The sequence below is a fragment of the Phaeobacter sp. QD34_24 genome (assembly GCF_028890115.1).
In the GTDB taxonomy this organism is placed as follows: Bacteria; Pseudomonadota; Alphaproteobacteria; order Rhodobacterales; family Rhodobacteraceae; genus Phycobacter.
Genome location: NZ_JARCJD010000006.1, coordinates 77,683 through 100,617, shown reverse-complemented (window position 1 = coordinate 100,617; position 22,935 = coordinate 77,683). Strand labels below are relative to the sequence as shown.

At 63.7% G+C, this 22,935-nt stretch carries 22 protein-coding genes; 9 read left to right on the top strand and 13 right to left on the bottom strand.

All coding sequences use genetic code 11. The annotated features are described in order from the left end of the window. Window position 1: 1 nt before the first annotated feature. From PXK07_RS06620 to PXK07_RS06600, 5 genes are all read left to right on the top strand, one after another. Complete coding sequence (locus PXK07_RS06620; protein WP_274847414.1) at window positions 2-1,222, top strand: MFS transporter; 1,221 nt, start codon at window positions 2-4, stop codon at window positions 1,220-1,222. Beyond that, complete coding sequence (locus tag PXK07_RS06615; protein WP_274847413.1) at window positions 1,219-1,767, top strand: DUF3833 domain-containing protein; 549 nt, start codon at window positions 1,219-1,221, stop codon at window positions 1,765-1,767. The genes PXK07_RS06620 and PXK07_RS06615 overlap by 4 nt, the downstream gene beginning before the upstream one ends. A gap of 1 nt (window position 1,768) precedes the next feature. Beyond that, entirely contained in the window at window positions 1,769-2,488 is a 720-nt protein-coding gene (locus PXK07_RS06610) for an SDR family NAD(P)-dependent oxidoreductase (RefSeq protein WP_274847412.1), read from the top strand. A 9-nt stretch (window positions 2,489-2,497) separates the two neighbouring features. Further along, a complete protein-coding gene (locus tag PXK07_RS06605; protein WP_274847411.1) occupies window positions 2,498-3,226 on the top strand; it encodes an SDR family NAD(P)-dependent oxidoreductase in 729 nt (242 codons plus the stop codon). Between the two features lie 88 nt (window positions 3,227-3,314). After that, on the top strand, window positions 3,315-5,267 hold the full coding sequence (locus PXK07_RS06600) for a sensor histidine kinase (RefSeq protein ID WP_274847410.1): 1,953 nt from the start codon (window positions 3,315-3,317) through the stop codon (window positions 5,265-5,267). A gap of 152 nt (window positions 5,268-5,419) precedes the next feature. Here PXK07_RS06600 and PXK07_RS06595 read toward each other — a convergent pair whose 3' ends face one another. From PXK07_RS06595 to PXK07_RS06550, 10 genes are all read right to left on the bottom strand, one after another. Next, window positions 5,420-6,781 carry a sigma-54-dependent transcriptional regulator gene (locus PXK07_RS06595; RefSeq protein ID WP_274847409.1) on the bottom strand — a complete coding sequence of 454 codons (1,362 nt, stop codon included), beginning with the start codon at window positions 6,779-6,781 and terminating at the stop codon, window positions 5,420-5,422. Further along, a complete protein-coding gene (locus PXK07_RS06590; RefSeq protein ID WP_274847408.1) occupies window positions 6,778-6,903 on the bottom strand; it encodes a hypothetical protein in 126 nt (41 codons plus the stop codon). Before PXK07_RS06590 ends, PXK07_RS06595 begins: the two co-directional genes overlap by 4 nt. 4 nt (window positions 6,904-6,907) lie before the next feature. Further along, on the bottom strand, window positions 6,908-8,221 hold the full coding sequence (locus PXK07_RS06585; RefSeq protein WP_274847407.1) for a c-type cytochrome: 1,314 nt from the start codon (window positions 8,219-8,221) through the stop codon (window positions 6,908-6,910). A gap of 21 nt (window positions 8,222-8,242) precedes the next feature. Beyond that, complete coding sequence (locus PXK07_RS06580; RefSeq protein WP_274847406.1) at window positions 8,243-9,451, bottom strand: formate dehydrogenase subunit gamma; 1,209 nt, start codon at window positions 9,449-9,451, stop codon at window positions 8,243-8,245. A gap of 131 nt (window positions 9,452-9,582) precedes the next feature. Beyond that, on the bottom strand, window positions 9,583-10,176 hold the full coding sequence (gene fdh3B / locus PXK07_RS06575; protein ID WP_274847405.1) for a formate dehydrogenase FDH3 subunit beta: 594 nt from the start codon (window positions 10,174-10,176) through the stop codon (window positions 9,583-9,585). A 12-nt stretch (window positions 10,177-10,188) separates the two neighbouring features. Beyond that, window positions 10,189-13,191 (bottom strand): formate dehydrogenase subunit alpha, encoded by a 3,003-nt coding sequence (locus PXK07_RS06570; RefSeq protein ID WP_274847404.1) that lies wholly within the window; start codon window positions 13,189-13,191, stop codon window positions 10,189-10,191. Window positions 13,192-13,308: 117 nt separating this feature from the next. Further along, window positions 13,309-13,500: a twin-arginine translocation pathway signal protein gene (locus PXK07_RS06565; protein WP_274847403.1), complete on the bottom strand. Its 192-nt coding sequence runs from the start codon at window positions 13,498-13,500 to the stop codon at window positions 13,309-13,311. A gap of 59 nt (window positions 13,501-13,559) precedes the next feature. Further along, window positions 13,560-14,183 carry a TorD/DmsD family molecular chaperone gene (locus PXK07_RS06560; RefSeq protein ID WP_274847402.1) on the bottom strand — a complete coding sequence of 208 codons (624 nt, stop codon included), beginning with the start codon at window positions 14,181-14,183 and terminating at the stop codon, window positions 13,560-13,562. A 14-nt stretch (window positions 14,184-14,197) separates the two neighbouring features. Then, on the bottom strand, window positions 14,198-14,935 hold the full coding sequence (locus PXK07_RS06555) for a DUF3306 domain-containing protein (protein ID WP_274847401.1): 738 nt from the start codon (window positions 14,933-14,935) through the stop codon (window positions 14,198-14,200). Continuing rightward, on the bottom strand, window positions 14,932-15,471 hold the full coding sequence (locus PXK07_RS06550; RefSeq protein ID WP_274847527.1) for a DUF3305 domain-containing protein: 540 nt from the start codon (window positions 15,469-15,471) through the stop codon (window positions 14,932-14,934). Before PXK07_RS06550 ends, PXK07_RS06555 begins: the two co-directional genes overlap by 4 nt. A gap of 375 nt (window positions 15,472-15,846) precedes the next feature. On the opposite strand from PXK07_RS06550, the gene PXK07_RS06545 reads away from it, so the two are divergent. Beyond that, window positions 15,847-17,793 carry a 4Fe-4S binding protein gene (locus PXK07_RS06545; protein WP_274847400.1) on the top strand — a complete coding sequence of 649 codons (1,947 nt, stop codon included), beginning with the start codon at window positions 15,847-15,849 and terminating at the stop codon, window positions 17,791-17,793. On the opposite strand, the gene PXK07_RS06540 is transcribed toward PXK07_RS06545, so the two are convergent. Beyond that, window positions 17,787-18,623 carry a hypothetical protein gene (locus PXK07_RS06540; RefSeq protein WP_274847399.1) on the bottom strand — a complete coding sequence of 279 codons (837 nt, stop codon included), beginning with the start codon at window positions 18,621-18,623 and terminating at the stop codon, window positions 17,787-17,789. The genes PXK07_RS06545 and PXK07_RS06540 overlap by 7 nt on opposite strands. Before the next feature lie 84 nt (window positions 18,624-18,707). Here PXK07_RS06540 and apbC point away from each other — a divergent pair, with 84 nt between their 5' ends. The 3 genes from apbC to PXK07_RS06525 are packed head-to-tail and all read left to right on the top strand — an operon-like array spanning window position 18,708 to window position 20,964. Beyond that, window positions 18,708-19,772 (top strand): iron-sulfur cluster carrier protein ApbC, encoded by a 1,065-nt coding sequence (gene apbC / locus PXK07_RS06535; protein WP_274847398.1) that lies wholly within the window; start codon window positions 18,708-18,710, stop codon window positions 19,770-19,772. Beyond that, a complete protein-coding gene (locus PXK07_RS06530) occupies window positions 19,769-20,485 on the top strand; it encodes a biotin/lipoate--protein ligase family protein (protein WP_274847397.1) in 717 nt (238 codons plus the stop codon). Before apbC ends, PXK07_RS06530 begins: the two co-directional genes overlap by 4 nt. Then, on the top strand, window positions 20,485-20,964 hold the full coding sequence (locus PXK07_RS06525) for a DUF6505 family protein (RefSeq protein WP_274847396.1): 480 nt from the start codon (window positions 20,485-20,487) through the stop codon (window positions 20,962-20,964). The genes PXK07_RS06530 and PXK07_RS06525 overlap by 1 nt, the downstream gene beginning before the upstream one ends. 156 nt (window positions 20,965-21,120) lie before the next feature. Here PXK07_RS06525 and PXK07_RS06520 read toward each other — a convergent pair whose 3' ends face one another. Together PXK07_RS06520 and PXK07_RS06515 are read right to left on the bottom strand one after the other, a co-directional pair. Further along, the gene (locus tag PXK07_RS06520; RefSeq protein ID WP_274847395.1) at window positions 21,121-22,056 is read right to left on the bottom strand and encodes a hypothetical protein; all 936 of its coding nucleotides are present in this window, start codon (window positions 22,054-22,056) and stop codon (window positions 21,121-21,123) included. Window positions 22,057-22,314: 258 nt separating this feature from the next. Then, on the bottom strand, window positions 22,315-22,929 hold the full coding sequence (locus tag PXK07_RS06515; RefSeq protein ID WP_274847394.1) for a chloramphenicol acetyltransferase: 615 nt from the start codon (window positions 22,927-22,929) through the stop codon (window positions 22,315-22,317). Window positions 22,930-22,935 lie beyond the last annotated feature (6 nt).

The following is a 22,935-nucleotide window of genomic DNA, read 5'->3' as shown; positions in this document are numbered from 1 at the left end:
CATGCACACCGCCCGGATCAGCCTGTTTGCCCTGATGCTGGCAGCGGCCGGGCTGCCGCTTTACATTCACCTGCCACGCTATGCCACCGCCGAGCTGGGCTTGAGCCTGGCGACGCTGGGCGCGGTGCTGGCCGGGATCCGGGTGCTTGATTTCGTGCAGGATCCCGCCCTTGGCTGGCTGATCGACCGCCACCCCGAGGCACGCAGCCGTTTTGCCGCTGTGGCCTGCCTTGGCATGGCTGCGGGGTTCCTGCTGCTATACACGCTGCTGCCAGCCTCGGGCACGCTGGTCTGGTTGGTCGTCGCATTGGTGCTGCTGTTCAGCGCCTATAGCCTGGGCACCATCCTGTTTTACGGCCAAAGCCTGTCGCTGGCCGGATCGTCAGAGGCGCTGATCCGCATGGCCGCCTGGCGTGAGGGCGGCAGCCTGACCGGCATCATCCTGGCCGCGCTTGCCCCGACGCTTCTGGTGGCGCTTGGCGCCGCGGGTCAGGGCTACGGCGCCTTTGGCGTGCTGCTGGCCCTTGTCTGCCTTCTGGTCTGGCTGCTGACGCGCCCCCTTTGGCGCCTGCCCGCCCGTCCCGAAGCGCCGATCTCCTGGGCCGCGCTGCACGATGCCGGGGGCACCCGGTTGCTGGTGCTGGCGCTGATCAACAGCCTGCCGGTTGCCATGACCTCCACCCTGTTCCTGTTCTTCGTGGAGGAAAGGCTGGGCCTGCCGGATCTGGCCGGTCCCTTTCTGATCCTGTTCTTCCTGGCTGCAGGCCTGTCGGTTCCCCTCTGGACCCGTGCCAGCGCCAAATACGGCGCGCGGCAGGTGCTGGTTCCCGCCATGACCCTGGCAATCCTGTCCTTCATATCCGCCGCCGCATTGCCCGAAGGCGCCGCCTTGGCCTTTGCCCTGATCTGCCTCGGATCGGGCGCCGCCCTGGGCGCGGATATGGTGATCCTGCCGGTCCTGTTTTCCTCGGCCTTGGCGCGGGCAGGGATTCAGGCCGGGCAGGCCTTTGGTCTCTGGAGCTTTGCAGCGAAACTCGCCCTCGCCGCTGCCGCGCTGATCCTGCTGCCGCTGCTGGAGCTCAGCGGGTTCAAGCCGGGTCAGCCAAACAGCGCCGCCGCCCTGCAGGCGCTCACGCTCGCCTATGCGGTTCTTCCCTGTCTTATCAAGCTACTGGCAATCGCCCTGGTGGTGCGCTTGCCGCGCGAGGTCTCTTTTTCATGAAACTGATCCTTCTCCTTCTTGTTGCAGCCATTGTGCTGGCCCTCTGGCGGCCCGGTTTCGGCTTTCGCTCCCAGCGGCTGGAGCAATACGCGGGCACCGGCCCCGCCTTTGACATCCAGGAACGCCTGTCGGGCGATCTGATCTCGGAAGGCATGATCTACGGGCCACGCGGGCGCGTGGTCTCTCGCTTCGTGGCGCGGATGCGGGGGGAGTGGGACGGCAGCAGCGGCACCTTGAGCGAGGATTTCTCTTACGCCAATGGCAGCACCCAGGCCCGCAAATGGAACCTCACCATGGGGAGTGACGGGCATTTCACCGCCACCGCCGACGACATCATCGGCACCGGCACAGGGCGCCAGCTGGGCGCCACGGTACAGCTTTCCTACCGCATCCGCCTGCCCGAAGATGCCGGTGGCCATGTGCTGGACGTCACCGACTGGATGTACCTGATGGACAACGGCACCATCCTCAACCGCTCGGAAATGCGCAAGTTCGGCATCAAGGTCGCAGAGCTGATCGCCACCATGCGACCGGAGGAGGGCTGAGATGTTTCAGGGCCGCAGATGGTGGATCGTCGGCGCCAGCGAAGGGCTGGGCTATGCCCTGGCCGAGGCGCTGGACGAGGCCGGTGCGCGGCTCATCCTGTCGGCGCGCAATGCAGCGCGTCTGGACGTGCTTGCATCGCGGCTCAGGGATGCCACATCGCTGCCGCTGGATGTCACCGACGCCGACAGCCTGTCGCAGGCCATGGCCACACTTGGCCCCTTGGATGGGGTGATCTACTGCGCCGGCGCCTATGATCCGCTGGCGGCGCGGGATTGGCAGCCGGAGGCGGTAGAGACCATGTGCCAGGTGAATTTCATGGGCGCCATGCGGGTGCTGGGGCAGATCGTGCCACAGTTCTGTCAAAGGGACAGCGGCCATATCGTGCTGATCGGCTCGCTGGCGGGGCACACCGGCCTGCCCGGCGCCATCGGCTATGGCGCCTCCAAGGCAGCATTGATGCACCTGGGCGAGAACCTGCAGGCAGATCTGCGCGGCACCGGCGTGCGCGTGCAGGTGATCAACCCCGGCTTCATTCGCACCCGCCTGACGGACAAGAACAAATTCAGGATGCCGCAGATCATGGAGCCGGAAGAGGCCGCGCGCCGCTGCCTGCAGGCAATGCGAAGCGGGCGGTTTTCCACCTCCTTTCCCGCGCCCTTCTCCTGGGTCTTCACCCTTGGCCGAGTCCTGCCCCGTCGCCTGTTCCTGAAACTGATGTGAGGGCCATCCATGTCTGCAGAGCCTGCCCCCAAAGAGGTGGTGATCCTTGGCGCCAGCGGCGGGATCGGAGACGCCCTGCTGCGCCACTATGCAGCGTTGCCCGGCGTGAAAGCCATCCATGCGGTCAGCCGCAGCGGTACCGTATCCGCCCCCGGTCCGGTCATCTCTCACAAGGCCGAGATCACCGATGAGGACAGTCTTGCGGCCCTCGCGGCCCGTGTGGAGGCCCCCGATCTGGTGATCGTCGCCGTCGGCATTCTGTCGGACGGTACGGCCCTCAGGCCCGAGAAATCCCTGAAACAACAGAGCCTGCCATCCTTTGAGCAGGTGTTTTCAGTCAATACCTTCGGGCCTGCGCTGGTGGCAAAACACCTGCTGCCCCGCATGCCGCGCGACCGCCGCGCGGTCTTTGCGGCGCTGTCGGCGCGGGTGGGCTCAATCTCGGACAATCGCCTGGGCGGCTGGCACGCCTATCGCGCCTCAAAGGCGGCGCTGAACATGCTTCTGCGCAATTACGCGATCGAGATGGCGCGCACCCATCCGCAGCTGATCTGCGCCGGTCTGCATCCCGGCACGGTAGACACGGATCTCTCCCGGCCCTTCAGCCGCGCGGTTCCCAAGGAAAAGCTGTTCACAGCAGACCACGCCGCCAGCTGTCTGGCGCAGGTCATCGCAGACCTGCACCCCGGTGTCAGCGGCCAGGTCTTCGACTGGGCCGGGAAAGTCATTCCCGCCTGATCCCTGCCAGGTCGATTATGCGGGCCTGCCCCTTGCCCTCCTCATGGAAGCGATGTCACAGTGCCCCGGCCATGGGAGGGGCCACACCTTGAAATCCGTTCGCCTACGCCTGCTCTTGCTGGCGCTTGTACCACTCAGCGTTTTGATGCCGCTGATGCTGATCCTGGCGATGACCCGTTGGAACGCGGATTACGACGCGGTGCTGATCGCCAAGGTGGACAGCGATCTGCGGATCGCGGAACAGTATCTTGGCCATCTGCAGACCGGTAGCGCCAACAGCCTGTTGAGCCTGGCGCAATCCACCGCTTTCGAGACCGCGCTGAAGGAGGGACCGGAAGCGGTGAGCCGCTTTCTGAGCGATCGCAGACCCCAGATGCAGCTGGATTTCCTGGAATATCTGCCTCTGACGGCGCTGAGTGGCGCGCAGGGAAAATGGCCCGTGGTGCAGACCGCCGCGCGTGGACGGCTGGCCTCGGAGATCGATATCTTTTCCGCCGCTGACCTGGCGCTTTTGTCGCCAGCCTTGCAGGAACGCGCCATCATCCCGCTGATCGAAACCGAAGCCGCCGCCCCAACCACGCGCCGGATCGAGGATCGCGGCATGGTGGTCCATACCGCGGCCCCGGTGATCATGCCCGGCCATAACGGTGTCCTGCGCGGCGGGCTGTTGCTGAATCGCAACCTCGATTTCATCGACCGGCTGAACGCGCTGGTCTATCTCGGCGACAAGGACGGCGGCAACCGGCAGGGCACGGCGACGCTGTTTCTGGAGGATACCCGGGTCTCCACCAATGTGCGCCTGTTCGAGGAGGTGCGCGCCCTTGGCACACGGGTCTCTGCGGCGGTGCGCACCCTGGTACTGGAGGAAGGGCGCACCTGGCTTGATCGGGCCTTTGTGGTCAACGACTGGTATATCTCGGGCTACCTGCCGCTCACCGACAGTTTCGGCGCCCGTGTCGGCATGCTCTATGTGGGATTTCTGGAAGCCCCCTACAATGCCGCAAAATCCGAAGCCTATTGGACCATCGTCGGGGTGTTCCTTCTGGTTCTGGCAATCTCGGCGCCGCTGTTTCTAAAGCTGGCCAAGGGGATCTTTGCGCCGCTTGAGCGGATGACCGACACCATGAAACAGGTGGAGCGCGGCGACCTTGCGGCCCGCAACGGCGATGTGGGCAGCCGCAACGAGATTGGCCAGGTGGCCAGCCATCTGGATACGCTCCTGGACCAGATCCAGGAGCGCGACCAAAAGCTGCGCGATTGGGCCGAAGAGCTGAATGCCCGCGTGGATCAGCGCACCAGCGAGCTGAAGGCCGCCAACCGCAAGCTGGAAGAGACCTATAAACAACTGGTTCTGAACGAAAAGCTCGCCTCCATCGGTGAGATCACCGCAGGTGTCGCCCATGAGATCAACAATCCCGTGGCGGTGATCCAGGGCAATGTCGATGTGATGCGGATGACCCTGGGGCCCGCAGCGGATGAGGTACAGACCGAGCTGGGCCTCATCGACAATCAGGTCATGCGGATCGGCGCCATCGTCGGCAAGCTGCTGCAATTCGCCCGGCCCTCGGAATTCGGCACCTTCGAGGAAAGCGTCGATATCGCGAATGTCATCACCGATTGCCTGGTGCTGGTGGATCACCTGATCGCCAAACATGACATTACGGTGACCGGTGATCTGGGGGCTGCACCGCTGGTGCGGATCGATCCGGGCGAATTGCAGCAGGTGATCATCAACCTGATCATCAATGCGGTCCACGCGATGAAGGACGGCGGCACCCTGACCCTCTCTCTTGCGGCTCAGGATCGCGATGGTGCGCCCGGCGCCTGCCTGACCGTTTCGGACAGCGGCACCGGGATCGATGAGGCGCATATCGCCGAGGTCTTCAACCCGTTCTTCACCACCAAACCGGGCGAAGGCACCGGCCTCGGCCTGTCGATCAGCCAGACCCTGATCCAACATGCAGGCGGTATCATCACCGCCCGGAACCGCCCCGAAGGCGGGGCTGCCTTTTCGATCTGGCTGCCGGAACGCCGCGACTAGACGCGCCCCCGCTGTGCAATAGCGCAGCCATCTATGCACGCGCGCGCTGCGCAATAGCGCAGCGCTGGGCCCAAGGCTATTTTGCGGGATTTGCCCTGCAAATCATGCAACAGGCGCGGGAGCCTCCCGCCCCGCGTCAGGCCCGCCCCCCGTCACACCCCCCAGGAGGCGCATTTGCGGTCGATGGTCTTGCGCGACACTCCCAGGCGCCGGGCCGCCTCGGCGCGGTTACCCTCGCAGGCGTCCAGCATGTGCATGATGTGCCGTTGGGTGACCAGGTCGAGCGTTTCGATCGCCGCCGGTCCCGTGACCGATCCCTTGCCGGAAAACTCCTCCGGGAAGGCGCCGAGGATCACCGAACGTTCGATGAGATTGCGCAGCTCACGCACGTTCCCGGGCCATTCGTAGCGCGAGAATTTCAGCAGGGTTTCCTCGTCCAGCTCCAGCGCCGGCATGGCCAGCGTTGCCGAGAACTGCTCCATGAACAGCGCCGCCAGTTCCACGATATCCTCGATGCGGTCGCGCAAGGGCGGCATCTCGATCTTCACCACGTTGATCCGGTGATAGAGATCGGCGCGGAACCGCCCCTCGGCCACCGCCTGCTCCAGATCGGCATTGGTGGCGAAGAGGAACCGCAGGTTCAGCGGGATGTCCCGCTCGGCGCCCACGGGCCGCACGCGCTGATCCTCCAGCACCCGCAGCAGGGCCGCCTGCACCTGATCGGGCATCTGCGCCACCTCGTCCAGGAACAGGGTGCCGCCGTCGGCATGCAGGAACAATCCGTCCCGGCGCCGGTCGTTGTCATCCAGCACCCCGAACAGCTCCTGCCCGATGCGATCCGGCGCAATGGCGGCGCAGTTGACCGCCACGAATGGCTTTTCCGCGCGTTCCGACAGGGAATGCAGGGTGCGGGCGGCGATCTCCTTGCCGGTGCCGCTGGCACCGGTGAACAGCACCGGTGTCGGCAGCGGCGCCAGCCGGGTCAGCATCTCCCGCGCCCGGGTGATGGCCGCCGATTTCCCCAGCAGCCGCCCCCGCGCCGTCGCCCCTTCGGCCGAAAGTTCGTGCTTCAGCAGGTAATTTTCCCGCCGCAGGTATTTTCGATCCAGCGCGCGGGCCACCGAGTTCAGGATCTGGTTGGCGCGGAAAGGCTTCAACACGAAATCCGCCACCCCGGCCCTCAGCGCCAGGATCGCGGTTTCCAGATCCGCATAGGCCGTGACCAGGATGGTATCGGCAAACAGCCCCACCCGGCGCTGTTCCTGCACCCACTCAAGGCCGGTCTTGCCGGGCATGATATTGTCCAGGATCACCAGGTCAAAATGGGCCTTGTCCAGGATCTGCGAGGCTTCGGCGGCAGAGCTCGCCTGCTCCACCCGCTTGCAGCGGGGGCTCAGGATCTTGGTCATGAAATTGCGCATGCCCGGTTCGTCATCGATCACCAGGATCGAGGCACCGGCAAGGTTTTCGCCGTATTCATCGCGCGGGGCGGCAGAGATCACAGGCTGGTTCAATCCAGTCGCACCGCTTGGCCAGAGAATTTCTCATCAGCGGCAAACCCTGCACGATCCAAGGCCAGATCCGCCCCCACGGCAATCACGGCAATCGCCGCAAAGCCTGCAATCATCGCTTTCATCCTGTCACTCCTCCGGTCGCGTTGCGCGTTTCAGAAACGCCACCAGATCCTTGCGATCCTCGGCGGCGGTAATGCGCTGCATCGGCATCTTGGAACCCGGAATATAGTGATCCGGCCCCAGATCGAACAGCGCGTCAATGGTGTCGTCGGTCCATATGATATCAGATCCATCCAGAACCGGCGAATAACGGTATCCCGGCAGGCTGCCCGCACGGCGCCCGAACAACGCATAAAGCGTCGGCCCCGCCTTTCGGCTGTCGCCAGGTGTCAGCGCGTGGCAGATCGAGCATTTGCGCATGAACTGCCGCTCGCCGTTGGGCATGCTGTCGGCCGGGCGCAGGAATGTGCGCTCCTGCCCCATGGCGGGATCGAAGTCTCCCATCAGTGCCACTGGCCAGCCATAGATCACGTCATCCAACCCTCCGGCCCATATGGTGTTGCCATCGGGGGAAAAGGCAAGCGCCCATATGGGGCCCTTGCGGGTGGCGCGGAAATCACGGGCGATACGCCAGCCATCATTCTCGTTGGCGCTGCCCTGCCCGGTGGCGATCATCATGATATAGCCGTGCCCATCACCCACCGCCAATTGGCCGGTGGCTGCATGGTAGGCCATGGCCAGGATCGGGCGGCGGTCGAGGGTGAAATCCGCGATTGCAGCGCCGTCGTTCAGGTCAATGATACGCGTCGCCCCATCGACGGCGCCATAGGCGAGCCAGCCTGCTGTCGCATCGACGATCAGGCGGTTGACGCCAAATCCCTGCTCTGCCAGCGGACGCGGCGCGCCATCCCCCTTGGGATCGATCCGCAGGACGCGCCCGTCCATGGTTGCGGCAAACAGCAGACCCTCCGGCCCATGGGCCACGTCATTCACCCCACTGCCGATCTCAATCATCCGCGCAGGCGCGCCATCCAGTGGCCAGATCCCGATGCTGCCATCCCAGCTGGCCGAGGCAATGGCGCCCCCATCGGCTGACACCGCCAGCCCGCGCACCTTGCCCTTGTGCCGCCCCAGCAGCTTTGAGCTGCCATCGGGCGCCCAAAGACGCAGGGCAAAATCGTCTCCCCCCGTCACCAGGCGATCCTGCCCGACAAAACGGACCGCCGTCACCGCCGCATCATGGCCCTCCAGCCACTGCGGCGCGCGCGCCTGCCAAAGCGCTGCCGAATTGTCGAAACTGGCGCTGGCCACCTGCCCCGAAGGCGCCGTCGCCACCCCCATGATCGGCCCGCCGTGTCCTTTGAGCGTCACGAATTCCTGCGCCGGAAGCGATCCGGCGCAGAGACAGGCAACAAGGGTCAGGCTGGCAAGAAGACGCATCTGCTTTCGGTCTGTGGAGGCCTATTCCGCCGGGGTTGCGCCCTTGGCGCTTGCGGCGGCTTTGGCTTTTTCTTCCTCCAGCCAGATCGAGTGGTGCTGATGGGCCCAGGCCTCGTCCACTTCCCCCGATCCCATGGCATCATAGGCACCCTCCATACCGACCGAGCCGATATAGATATGGGCAATGATGATCGCCATCAGCACGAAGGCCATAATGGCGTGCCAGGCTTGCGCGAACTGCATTTCTTCCTGCGGCGACAGCTGTTCCGGCAGGGTGCCAAGCCCGATCCACTGGGGTGCGCCGATATCGTTCAGCACCGCGAATGTCTTGGCGAACAGCGGCAGCTCATAGGGGAACAGCAGCGACAGCCCCGAGACCGAGATCGAGGCGCCAAACAGGATCACCGACCAGAAGATCACCTTCTGGCCTGCGTTGAATTTCTTTGCGGGCGGGTGTTTCTTGCCGATGATGCCGCCGAACTGGCGGATCCACACCAGGTCGGTGCGGTTCGGAATGTTGTGCACCACCCACATCACGAAGACCAGGACCAGCGCCACCATGAAGGCCCAGGCGACCGAGTTGTGCAGCCATTTACCATAAATCAGCAAGAAGGAATTGAGATCCTTGCCAAGGTAGGGCGCGATGAAGGCGCGGCCGAACAGGGTCAGAAGTCCGGTGATACCCAGCACGATGAAGGAGCCCGCCAGCGTCCAATGGGCCATGCGCTCGATGAACTTGAAGCGGGTTACGGTGCGCCCGGTCAGCTCTTCATCTATGGCGATGCGCCCGCGCAAGAGGAAGAACACCACCAGAGCGCCGATGGTGCCAAGCAGCAGCCAGCCCCCGTAGCTGCGCAACGGCCCGTCGCGGAAGGAAAGCCAGGTCATGCCGCCGTCCTGCATCAGCACGCTGGCAACCTCGCCCCCGGCCGAGACCGTCACATCGGCCGACCCATAGCGCAGCTGGCGCCAGACCTCGGGATCGGAGGCGCCGCCAAGGGTGCCCAGCTGTTCGGTGATACCGGCAGCGATCTCGGGGTTGCCGGTGGCATCGCGGCGGAAGGAGTCGTCCAGTCTCTCGCCCCGCTGCCGGGCGAGGATATCTTCAAGCGTCTGCGCGCCGCCGGTGGCGCTGCGATCCGGCGCGATTGGCGCGGTCGTGTCCTGTGCCTGCACCGCGCCGACCAGCAGCGTCAATTGCAGAACAAATGCGAAAACCATGCGCAGCATGAGCCACACTCCTTCGAGTCTGTCGTACGTACGGACGGGTGTGTCGTACGGGTGTGTCATCTGTGAATCACGTAGGGCAGGATGGCCCGCGCATTGCAGGCCATCCCCTAGTTTACCCTGAAAAGGCGGGTTTAGCCGCCCTTCTGGTCGTAAGCCGTACCCCAGCCCCAGGCACCGGTGCCGAAACCGCGCGCCACGACGCGTTCGCGGTAGACCGCCGACACCACGTCGCCGTCACCGGCCAGCAGCGCCTTGGTCGAGCACATCTCGGCGCAGATGGGCAGCTTGCCCTCTGCGATCCGGTTGCGGCCGTATTTGGAGAACTCCGCGTTGGAGTGGGTCTCCTCCGGGCCACCGGCGCAGAAGGTGCATTTGTCCATCTTGCCACGGCTGCCAAAGTTGCCCGCCTGCGGATACTGCGGCGCGCCAAAGGGGCACGCGTAGAAGCAGTAGCCACAGCCGATGCAGAGGTCCTTGGAGTGCAGAACCACCCCTTCCTCGTTCTGGTAGAAGCAATCCACCGGGCAAACGGCCATACAGGGCGCATCCGAGCAATGCATGCAGGCGACCGAGATCGAGCGTTCGCCGGGCTTGCCATCATTGATGGTCACGACACGGCGACGGTTGATCCCCCAGGGCACCTCATGCTCGTTCTTACAGGCGGTGACACAGGCGTTACATTCGATGCAGCGTTCGGCATCGCAGAGAAACTTCGCTCTTGCCATTACTCTAACTCCTTACGCTGGCATGATTTTGCAGAGAGTACACTTGGTCTCCTGCATCTGGGTCACACTGTCATACCCGTAGGTCTGCGCCGTGTTGGTGCTTTCGCCCAACACATACGGATCAGCCCCATCGGGATATTTCGAGCGCAGGTCGTCGCCCTGGAAATGACCGCCGAAGTGGAACGGCATGAAGGCAACGCCCGCGCCGACCCGTTCGGTGACCATGGCCATGACCTTGACCTTGCCGCCCTCCGGACCTTCGACCCAGCACTGTTCGCCGTCCCGCACGCCAAGGTTATTGGCGTCACGCGGGTTGATCTCGACGAACATGTCCTGCTGCAATTCGGCCAGCCAGGGGTTCGAGCGGGTCTCGTCGCCGCCACCCTCGTATTCGACCAGACGGCCGGAGGTGAGGATGATCGGATACTCCTGCGAGACATCCTTCTTCTGGATCGAGGCGTACATCGTCGGCAGACGATAGAACTTGCGATCCTCGTAGGTCGGATAATCCGCAACCAGATCCCGGCGGTTGGTGTAGAGCGGCTCGCGGTGCAGCGGCACCGGATCCGGGAAGGTCCACACAACCGCACGCGCCTTGGCGTTGCCGAAGGGAGCGCATTCGTGCTTGATCGCGACCCGCTGGATGCCGCCCGACAGGTCGGTCTTCCAGTTGATCTTTCCGATCGCATCGCCCGATTTGGCAAAGATCGCCTGGATCGCATCCGGCGTTTCGCCATCCTCGAAATCCGCATCGCTCAGGTTCAGGCTTTCGACATCGGTGAATTCACCGGCGGCGATGGCCTGGATGATCGCCCATTCGGCCTTGGTCAGGTCTTGGTCCCAACCCAGGTCATGCAGCATCGCCATGGTGAATTCAGGATAGCCGTCCTGGATTTCCGAACCTGCGGAATAGACGCCCTCGGCCAGGAGGTTGTCGCCGTCCCGCTCCACGCCGAAACGGGCGCGGAAGGTGAGACCACCCTCGGAGACCGGTTTGGACATGTCGTAAAGGTTCGGCGTGCCAGGATGGTTCATCTCGGCGGTGCCCCAGCAGGGCCAGGGCAGACCGTAGTAGTCGCCATCGGCCGGGCCACCCACCGCGCGCAGCGTGGTGCGGTCGAAGGTGTGCTGGTTGGCCATGTGCTTCTTCAGCCGTTCCGGGCTTTGACCGGTATAGCCGATGGTCCACAGGCCGCGGTTGAACTCCCGCGTGATGCTTTCGATGTTCGGGGTTTCCGCGTCTTCCATCTCGATGTTGCGGAACAGGCGGTCGGCCCAGCCGAACTTGTTGGCGAATTTCGCCATGATCACGTGATCGGGCAGGCTTTCGAACAGCGGATCGACCACCTTGTCGCGCCACTGGAACGAGCGGTTCGACGCGGTGACAGAGCCACGGGTTTCGAACTGGGTACAGGCCGGCAGCAGGTAGACGCCATCGGTGCGGTCATGCAGCACGGCGGAAACGGTGGGATACGGGTCGACCACGACCAGCATGTCCAGCTTTTCCATCGCCGTCTTCATTTCCGTCATCCGGGTCTGCGAGTTGGGCGCATGCCCCCACAGTACCATGGCGCGAACATTGTTCGGCTGATCCATGTTCTCCTTGTCTTCAAGGATACCATCGATCCAGCGGCTGACCGGGATACCCGTCAGGTTCTGCAGGCTCTTGTCCTTGCCGTCAGCGCCTTTCAGCGTGTCGAACTGACCCGCAAGCCATTCCGGATCTTCCTCCCAGACGCGGGCCCAATGTGCCCAGGCGCCCTTGGACAGGCCATAGTAGCCCGGCAGGGTGTGCGAGAGAACGCCAAGGTCGGTTGCACCCTGCACGTTGTCATGGCCACGGAAGATGTTGGTGCCACCACCCGAGGTGCCCATGTTGCCCAGCGCCAGCTGGAGGATGCAATAGGCACGGGTGTTGTTGTTGCCATTGGTGTGCTGGGTACCGCCCATACACCAGATCACGGTGCCGGGACGGTTGTTGGCCATGGTGAGGGCCACGCGGCGCAGCTGCGAACCGGGGGTGCCGGTGACGCGCTCGACCTCTTCGGGGGTCCACTTGGCCACTTCCTCGCGGATCTGGTCCATGCCCCAGACACGGGTGCGGATGAACTCCTTGTCTTCCCAGCCGTTCTCGAAGATGTGCCACAGGATGCCCCAGACCAGCGCAACGTCGGTACCGGGACGGAAGCGCACATATTCGTCGGCATGGGCCGCGGTGCGGGTGAAACGCGGATCGCAGACGATCAGCGGCGCGTTGTTCTGCTCCTTGGCCTTCAGCACGTGCAAGAGCGAGACGGGGTGCGCCTCGGCCGGGTTGCCGCCGATGATGAAGATCGCCTTGGAGTTATGGATGTCGTTGTAGCTGTTGGTCATGGCGCCGTAGCCCCATGTGTTCGCAACACCCGCAACGGTGGTGGAGTGACAGATCCGCGCCTGGTGATCCACGTTGTTCGTGCCCCAGTAGGCGGCGAACTTGCGGAACAGGTAGGCCTGTTCGTTGTTGTGCTTGGCCGAGCCGAGCCAGTAGACGCTGTCAGGTCCGCTTTCTTCGCGGATCTGCATCATGCCGTCGCCGATCTCGTTGATCGCCTGATCCCAGGAGATGCGCTTCCACTCGCCACCCTCTTTCTTCATCGGGTACTTGAGGCGGCGCTCGCCGTGGGCGTGTTCGCGCACGGATGCCCCCTTGGCGCAATGGGCGCCGAGGTTGAACGGGCTGTCCCAGCCGGGTTCCTGCCCGACCCAGACACCGTTCTGGACTTCTGCCACCACGGTACAGCCGACCGAGCAGTGGGTGCAGACGGATTTCACGGTTTCAACAGCGCCCGCAGCCGCGGTGGCCGCATTGGCCTGGGTCACCGACCCGCCGGTGGCGCTGATGGCAGCCAGGCCGCCGATGGCCAGGCCGGAGCCACGCAAAAAGGCGCGGCGGTCGACGGATGTTTCGCCGACTTTGGACAGGATACTGGTCCGCTGGGGGCGTCTCGCAACCCCGTTGGTCTTTTTCCTAAGCATTTAGAACCTCCCTTGCTTGCTTCCTCCTCAGAAAGCGCGCTGGGTTGACGAAAAACCTGTTGGCGGTCGGGCGTCACGCAACCAGTTGCCTCAGGCCATTAATGTGCGAACGGAGCCTTAGAACCGGGCGCTTTCGTAATAGGCGCGGGTATGCGCGGTATCCTGCATCGTCTCCTTTGCAAGATCGGGTTCTGCGGCCTCCACCGCGCCCCCGGTCGTCGCAACGGCCACTGCTGCCAGCGGCGCCGTTGTTGCGGCGACTTTCAGAAAGTCGCGGCGGCTCGATGCTGCCTCTGCTTTCTTGGTCATGTGAGTGTCTCCTCCTTGGTGGTCGCTCACGTTGATGGGGCAGGCAATTCTGCCCCGGTTTATGCGGATTGCTCCGCGCTCATCCGGAAGGCCTCGGCCTCGATCTCCATGAACACCCGGCCGACAGCGCCGACCGAGGCATAGAGAACCGAGTTCTTGGCCTTCTCCAGATCCAGAAAGAAGTGACCGGCCCAGGGGCCGATGTGGGTGTTGAAGAAGGTCTTCTGATCCGCAAGGCTGGCCGCTGCGCCAAACCGTCCCGCAATCAGCGCCCCCATCATCTCCATCAATGAGGCGATGTTGTCCTCGGGCTCATAGACATTCGCCGCCCGCGTCATGCCGCGCGCCGCCATGTCACGGCGCAGCTGTGCCAGCGGCTTTTCATTCAGGAAACCGGTCAGATAATAGCTTGCATAGGGCAGAAGCTCGCCCCGGCCCAGACCGATGAACAGCTTGTTGAACTCGCGCTCCACCGCAGGAGGCTTCGAAAGCTTCGCGATCTTGGCCAGCGCGTTGATCGCCACTCCCAGGTCGGTGTCATCCCCTTGCAGGCCCGCCGTCTGGGCCAGCAGGAATTCATCCGGCGGCGCCGACAGGATCAGCCCCAGGAAATTATACAGATCCGCGCGCAGGCGGTCCTCTTCGCTTACCAGCGGCGCTGAAGGGTCAGCGGTGGCTGTCATGGTGTACTCCTTGTTCATGCCCTCACCCGCGCGTCAGCCCGATCCTGATCAAAGGAAAACCGCATCCGGCGCGGCAGGGTGTCCAGGGGATCAGTATCACCGGCTTCATCCGTTCTGTCAGCCACCTGGGTGGCAGGCACAGAAGTGACGGGCGCAGAGACCGGAACCGGCCGATCTTCGGCCATCGCGGCCTGGGCCTCCTGTTCGATGGCGGCATCTGCTGCCAGCGCTTGGGCCTGTTCACAGGCCTGTTCCTCGACCTGTTCGCCTTGGTCCAGCGCGGGCGCGGCATCCTCTGCGGCAGTCTCTGCCGCACTCCCTGACCCGGCTGCCGCCGCCTTTTCCTTTTCGGCGGCTTGGCGGGCCAATTCCTCGACGTGTTTGGTCATGCCCTTGCCCACCTGATAGGCAGTCTGCATGCCTTCGACGACCATGGCGCTGTCGGTGAAATCCTCGCCGTAGTCCACCAGCCCATCGACATTGGCCAGCACCGGGTTGAGCCGCCACAGGCGGCGCAGCGCCCGGGTGCGGATGCGCGCGGGCACCACATCGCGCAGGAAGATCTTGAAATCGTCGCCCTGCTCCAGCGTGTCGGGATCCGGCAGCTCCAGCTCGGCCAGGATCTCTTCGTCGCTCTTTTCTTCCAGCGCCTGTTCGCGCTCGGCGATTTCGGCTGCAGCCTCGGCGCGGGCTTCGGCTTCGGCCTCTGCCTCCACGGCGGCCTTGCGGCGGGACCAGAAATCGCGGCTCATTGCAGGCGACCCTTCCTGACCAGCGCGGGCGAGCGGTAGACATCGGTCAGCTGCGCGATGCGCGGATCGCCAACGCCGTCCTCTGCCTCGCCCACGGTACGCTTGTCGCGACGGCGCTTCTTGAATTCCTCTTCCTGGAAATGCTTGAGCGTGAACTCCCGCACCCAGGCCACCAGGCCCGAGGGCATCGGCACCCTCTCCACCATATCCTCGCCGTTGTCGGCATAGTCCTGCGCCTCGAACGGAGAGGCGGTGACCAGCGTCACCTCCAGCGGGCGGGCGGCATCATCGCTGTCGCGCAGGATCACGTAGACGCAGGGCGGCTCGGCGGTGAGGCCCTGCATGTAAGCTTCGGCGTCGGCCCGGTGCAGCTCCAGCGGCAGGGTGGCGGCGTGGAATTCACTGGCGCCATCCTCTTCGCGCAAGAGCTGCCAATCGGCCGGTTTCGCGGCCGGCAGGACCCCGGACACCCGCCACGACCATTTGGCCCAGCGGGTAACCCCGGGGGTGCGGCGGATGACGATGCCCAGCGGCATCACATCGGTCTTGTCCAAAGTCTGGTTCACGGTCGGTTGGATCCCGGCTCTCCCTGCGTCACCGAAACTGTGCAGCATCATCGCGCTATCGTGAAAGCCTGCTGTGCGGTGTCTGGCCATATTTCGCACCAGCCGGACAAATTGGGGCAGCCAGCAAGACCCAGAGAGGCGCCGTGGTCGAATTGTCTATGTCGATCTTTTTTGTCGGAATACCGCAGTACACAATTCCCAGCGAATCACCCCGGCATTTTGCCCCCGCAAGATGCGCCTCGGCTCCAGCCAAACCGGTTTACGCGGCCCTCGAATCATGCCTAATCTGAGGCCCTGACAGCGGAAATTCGCCGTCACGCCAGCCCTGATGCAAGCGAGGAAAACATGACTAAGCATCTGATTTTATGCGATTGTTCCGGATCTCAAAAGATCGATGCGCAAGGCTTGTCACAGGCCACCGAATTGCCCTGCTCCAAGGTGCATTCCGCCCTTTGCACCCGCCAGACCGACAGCGCCGCCGCCGCCATCGCCACCGGCGAGGCAGTGATTTGTTGCACCCAGGAACAGCGCCTTTTCGAGGAGATCGCGGAGGAAATCGGCGCCCCGGTCCCGGCCTTTCTCGACCTGCGGGACAGGGGGGGATGGACCGCCGATAAGGGGGATCTGCTGCCCAAAATGTCCGCCCTGGTGGCAGAGGCGGCTGTGGATCGGTCCGCGGCCAAGACCGTGGATGTGGTCTCCGAAGGGCTGTGCCTGATTGTCGGCACCTCCGACGTGGCTCTGGCCGCTGCTGAACGGCTGCAGGATACGCTGGGTGTGACCGTGCTGCTGACCGATGCGGTCGAGGCCCCGGCAACCCGCGCCTTTGATGTGATCCGGGGGCGGTTACGCCAGGCAAGCGGGGCACTTGGCCAGTTCCACGTGACCATCGACGCCCTGCAGCAGATCGATGTCACCGGGCGCGCCTGGACCTGGAGCGATGCCCGCGATGGCGGGCGCTCGGAATGCGATATCATCCTGGATCTGACCGGTGGCACGCCGCTGTTTCCCGCCCATGAAAAACGCGAAGGCTACCTGCGCGCCGATCCAAAGGGCGTCCAGGCGGTGGCCGATGCGGTGCTCGCGGCGAGCCAGCTGATCGGCACCTTCGAGAAACCTCTCTATGTGCGCAGCGAACCGTTGCTTTGCGCCCATTCCCGCGCCAGCCAGACGGGCTGCAGCAACTGCCTTGACGTCTGCCCCACCGGCGCGATCACCGCGAGCGGCGATCACGTCAGCATCGATCCGATGATCTGTGCCGGTTGCGGCGCCTGTGCCTCGCTCTGCCCCTCGGGGTCGATCACCTATGACGCGCCGCCCACCGAAACCCTGATGCGCCGCATCCAGGTGCTGGCAAAGGCCTACCTTGATGCGGGCGGCCATGCGCCGCGGCTCTTGGTGGTCAATGCCCATGGCGCCGAGATGATCCGCCTTGCGGCGCGCTTTGGCCGCGGCCTGCCCGCCGATGTGCTGCCGCTGGAGGTGGAGGCGCTGAACACCTTCGGCCATGCCGAAATCCTGGCGGCGCTGGCAGCAGGCTTTGCCCATGTGTCCATTCTGCTGTCGCCCAAGGCAGACCGGGAGGTGCAAGAGCGCGAATGCAACCTCGCCTGCGCCATCGCAGGCGAGAAGGCCACGCTACTGGATCTCAACGACCCGGATGCGCTCAGCGATGCCCTATACGATGCACAGGTGCCTGCGCCGATTGCCGCGCCGCTGCGCCCCATGGGCACCCGCCGCCAGATCACCCGCCAGGCGGCCCGCGCATTGGCGCCCGAGGCCGAGATGCTGCCCCTGCCCGAAGACGCCCCCTATGGCGCGGTGCTGGTGAACACCGACAGCTGCACCCTGTGCCTGTCCTGCGTGTCGCTCTGCCCCTCGGGCGCGCTGGGGGACAACCCGGACCAACCGCAGCTGCGGTTCCAGGAGGACGCCTGCCTGCAATGCGGCCTTTGCGCCAACGTCTGCCCCGAGCAGGCGATCACTTACGAGCCGCGCCTGAACCTGCAGCCCGAAGCGCTGAGCCAGGTGGTCCTGCACGAGGAGGAACCCTTTGCCTGCATCGAATGCGGCAGCCTGTTCGGGGTGAAATCCACCATCGAGAAGATCACCGAGAAACTGGCCGGAAAGCACGCGATGTTTGCCACGTCCGATGCGGCGCGGATGATCCAGATGTGTGATGACTGCCGCGTCAACGCGCAGTTCCATCAGCAGAACAATCCCTTCGCGGGCAAGGATCGCCCAGCCGTGCGCACCACCGAAGACTACCTCAGCAAGCGCCGCGATCACTGATGCTGCAAGGGGGCCCCCAGATCCGCCGGCGTGAGGCCGGCCACATAGGCAAGGATTGCCTCCAGATCGTCGAGCGTCATGGCGACCGGCACGATCGGGGACGGGCGATCCTCGGGGAAGGGCGGCGTCACATCCTCCACCTGGGTGAAGGCGGGATGCGGGTTCAGCGCATAGAAGGCCTGGAAGCGGTAATCCCAGTCCGGCAGGGTGCGCAGCACAAAAAACGAAGGGGTCGAGCCGATATCGGACATCCGCCGGTCCTCTGCCACCACGTGGCAGCGTCCGCACATCACCTGCGACAGGCTTTGCCCCCGTTCGGCATCGCCGTCGAAAGAGATCTCCTCGACCGTGGCGCGCTGAACCTGCGGCAGGGTGAACATCTGCACGCCCTGTGGCGCATAGGCGGTGATGGTGCGCGCGCCGATCTCGGAATTCAGCCAGTCAAGAAATCGCTGGGTTCCGGGGTGGTCCTTGTCCAGAACCGTGAGGTACCACAGGTCCGCACCGGCCTGGAACACCGGTGTTCCGCCCGCGCGCGTCTCGGTGCCAAGCGCGGCCTCCGCCGCCTCTCCGGGCATAACGATCTGCACCCGGACCTGGGTTTTCAGGGAAAACCGCGGCAGAAGGTGCCGCAGGAAACCGGTCTCGACCAGCGCCTCCGGCACCGCCATCCGCACCAGACGATCCTCAGCACGCGCGGGCACGGCGGCCATCAGCGCGACAAACACGATACCGGCAGCCAGAACAGCAAGGCGGCCTGGCGCGGGGCTGATCCGATTGATCGCTGCGCAACACCAGCGGATCGGATAGAGAAAAAACAAACGGGCCATTCGAAATGCTAGGAAGCAACCTAGATCTCAGTCAAGTGTTCCGTCCGAATACGACAAACGACAATACCAAAGGAGTAGACCGGCGTGTCCCTCACCCGTGAAGCTGTCCTCGAGGCACTGAAGACCATCACCGACCCCACAAGCGGCAGCGATATCGTCGCCGCAGGCATCGTACGCGCATTGAACATCGAAGGGGCAGAGGTCCGTTTCGTGCTGGAGATCGACCCGGCGCGCGCCAAGACCTACGAACCGATCCGGGATGAGGCCGAAGCCAAGGTCACGGCTCTGGCCGGGGTCGAAAAGGTCTCGGCGCTGCTGACCGCCCATTCCGACAAGGCGCCGCCGGATCTGAAGCCGAAGAAAGCCGCGCAGCCGCAAGGCCCGCAGAAGATCCCCGGCGTGGATCGGATCCTCGCCGTGGCCTCGGGCAAGGGCGGCGTCGGCAAGTCCACGGTATCGGCCAACCTCGCCTGCGCGCTGGCCGCCGAAGGGCGCAGGGTGGGCCTGCTGGATGCAGATGTCTACGGCCCCTCGCAGCCGCGCATGCTGGGCGTCTCGGGCCGCCCGGCCAGCCCCGATGGCAAGACCATCCTGCCGATGCGCAACCACGGCGTCACCATGATGTCCATTGGCCTCATGACCAACGAGGATCAGGCCGTGGTCTGGCGCGGCCCGATGCTGATGGGCGCCTTGCAGCAGATGATGATGCAGGTGCAATGGGGCGCCTTGGACGTGCTGATCGTGGACCTGCCGCCCGGCACCGGCGATGTGCAGATGACCCTTGCGCAAAAGGCCCATGTGGACGGCGCCATCGTGGTCTCCACCCCGCAGGACGTCGCCCTGATCGACGCGCGCAAGGGCATCGACATGTTCAAGCAGCTGCATGTGCCGATCGTCGGGTTGATCGAGAATATGTCGACCCACATCTGCTCGAACTGCGGCCATGAGGAGCACATCTTCGGCCATGGTGGCGTCGCTGCCGAAGCCAAGAAGCTGAACGTACCGCTCCTGGCGGAGATCCCGCTGCATCTGGACGTGCGCCTGGCCGCCGATGGTGGCGCGCCGGTGGTGGTCAGCAAGCCCGACAGCCCGCAGGCGAAGGCCTTCCAGGATGTCGCCAAGGGGCTGATCGCACGGGGCGCCGCATGAGCGAGACTGCCACAGCGCTTTCCTTTCCGCCGTTGATGTCGGGCGCGGCGGTGACCGGCCTTGAGGATCCGTTCGAGACCGCCTGCAAACGGGCGGTCCTGGGCTGCGATGCGGGTCTCGTGGTCTATAACCTTGCCCATGACACATTGCGCGCGGCACTGGTCTTTGCGCCCGAGGTGCCGCTGGCACAGGCCATGGCAATGCTGCCCACCTGTGGCGTGGGGTTCCAGAATGCGCTTGGCACGCTGGCCCCGCCCGAGGTGGCCGTGCACCTGGAATGGGATGGCGCCATCCGTATCAACGGGGCCCGCTGCGGGCAGTTGCGCGCCGCCGCCAGCACCACCGATCCGGCAGAGGTGCCGGACTGGCTGGTGATCGGGCTGGAACTGCCCTTGTGGCCCGCCGATGGCGATGGCGGCGAGACCCCGGACCAGACCGCGCTTTATGCCGAAGGCTGCGCCGATGTGGCGGCCCCCGCCCTGGTCGAAGGCTGGGCACGTCACTGCCTGCACTGGATCGCGCGCTGGGAAGAGGAAGGCTCCAAATCGCTGCACGAAGAATGGCGCAGCCTGGCTCATGGCATGGGTGAACCTATCGAGCAGCAGGCCCTGAGCGGCACCTTCCTTGGCATAGACGAGGCATTCGGCATGCTCTTGCGCGATGGTGAGACCACCCACCTCATTCCCCTGACAACACTTCTGGAGACCCCGTGATGCACCTGGCCCGCGCCATCCACTTCGACGAGAGCGATCAAAACGTCTTTGCCAACCCCGCGCGCACCGGGGAGTGGTGCATCTCGGGCGGGTTCGAATTCTCCAACTGGGGCGAGGCGGATCTGACCGGCAAGCAGCGCCAGGCCTTTGCCAATGGCTGGATGGGGCTGGAGACCGGCGGCCGGGTGACCTTTGTCGCGGTGACCAAGGTTGAGGAGGCGGAGCTGGAGACGCTGACCGACCTTCTGGCGCATCATTTCGTCGGCTACTACGGCGCACCCGATGTGGCCGCCGCCCGGCCTGTGGCTGCCGAGGAGATCGCCCATATGGCCGAGCTCTGCGCCGATCACGCGCCCAACACCCTGCTGACCGTGATGCGAGAGCTGACCGAGGCCGGCGTGCGCGAAAGCTACCGGATGATCGAGGCGCAATCGGCAGGCCTGGAGCAATTCGCCATCCACGGCGATATGGACAGCTAAGGCGGGGCGCTCCCGCCCGTCGCTGGATCATGGACATGATCCGCTCCCGTTGGGCCGGGCGCCGCTGACGCGGCGCTTATTCGTCTTCGAAGGCGGCGATTGAATTAAGTGTCAGAAGGCTACTCAAGAAGTTACTACCGATAGGAAAACTCAGGTTCAAGAAAGCTCTTCTTCAAAATTCTTTTCTCTACCACCAAACCTTTGGAAAGTATCGCTCATCACGCTTGTCACTACGAACGCGAAATGATGCCGGTAGGTGTTGCCGAGTGGATCGTAGTAGTCAACGAAACCAATAACTGGCGGAGGGTTGCCAATAAAATGATATTGGTTCTCCTCTGTAAGGTGTGCAGTGCCGAGAAGCCGACCGAGAGGGGAAATTTGCGGACCAAAGCCCGGCTCAAGAACCGCAAATTCTCCACGCTGCAGAACGGTCAGCCATTTCTGACCCCCATGAAGCCATTCCGGAGGCGGGACGTCGATATATCCGCGACTTTCGTCCACAAGGAGACAGACAGACAGGTCATCAACAGACGCCGGAATATCACCGATGCTTGTGACTTTTACCTGTACCCGCATCTTTATTTCACGCCGTTCTCCTTGCTTCCAGTCTGGGTCAAGGAGATCTTTTTTATTCTCAATGAATGTTCCAGAGAGCTCAACGGTTATCCAAGGTTTGAAGCCCGAATAGAACTGCTTCGAGGCGACCTCATTGGCCTCCTGCGCAGCTTGCACAGCATCTATGGATGACTTTACTTGAGCGTCTCCGAATTTTCGCGTGTCGGAGGCCATGCGCCGCGTTTCCGTCACCATTTCCCGAGTGGCCACAAGAGTTCGCCACACAAGGATCACTGCCGCAAATGTCAACAGTGTCACGATCCACTGTGCAAGGGTATCGGCTGGGGTGACAAATGCCTCAAGAGAACGATCCCAAGCACTGCCTATCACGCTAAGGTTTGATTGCTCGTCAGCCCCGGTTGCGGGGTCATGTTTTTGTAGCGAGAGATAGTCAAGCCAAAGGAATAGGTTTAGGGTAATCCCGCCGCCGACGACTACACCAAGTGCAAAAGCTCCATTCCGATAGCAATCAGACATGATTTTCTAACCACGGCGCCGATCTTTTCCCTCTCGGAAAATCAAAGCGAACGTTACCCTCTCTGATAGCAATTCCAGTTTTGGATAAGGTTTCAGCAATTTCAAAACGTGTCACGGTCTTTTTCGATCAAACCTCATATCAGCACACTTTCCTGACATATCCCCCCGCGCCGCGTCAGCGGCGCCAGGCCCAACCGGGGCGGCCCTGCTTACCAGAAGGGCCAGACACGGGCGGGAGCAGCCCCCGCCCTTTCGCACTCAGGCGTATTTCTCGAGGAACTCTTCCGCCTTCAGCGCGCGGAAATCTGGCAGGGCGGCGCGTAAGGTCGCGTTGTCCCAGTCCCACCAGGCGAGATCCATCATCGCCTCACCCACCGCCTCGGGGTAACGGCGGCGGATCAAATGCGCGGTGTTGCCGCCGACGATGGTATAGGGGGCGACGTCCTTGGTCACCACGCTGCCCGAGGCCACAACCGCGCCGTGGCCGATAGTGACCTCGGGCTTGATCATCGCGCCATGGCCGATCCAGGTGTCGTGGCCGATATAGGCCGTGCGGCTGGCGCGGTGGGCGAACCAGTCGGCGTCCGCTTCGGCATCGTCCCAATAGTCGGCTGAGCGATAGAGGAAATGGTGCAATGATGCCTTCTCCATCGGGTGATCGGTTGCCCCGATGCGGGTGAAGCTGGCGATATTGGCAAACTTTCCCACCTGAACATTGGCGATGTCGCAGGTGCGGTCGCAGTAGCTGTAGTCGCCAAAGCGGCTGTTGGCGATGCGGCTGCCCGCACCGATCTCAACATAGGCGCCGAAGTGGCTTCCGGTGATCTGGCAATCGGGGTGGATGAAGGGCTGATCTGCCTGGAGGCGGGCCATACTCGG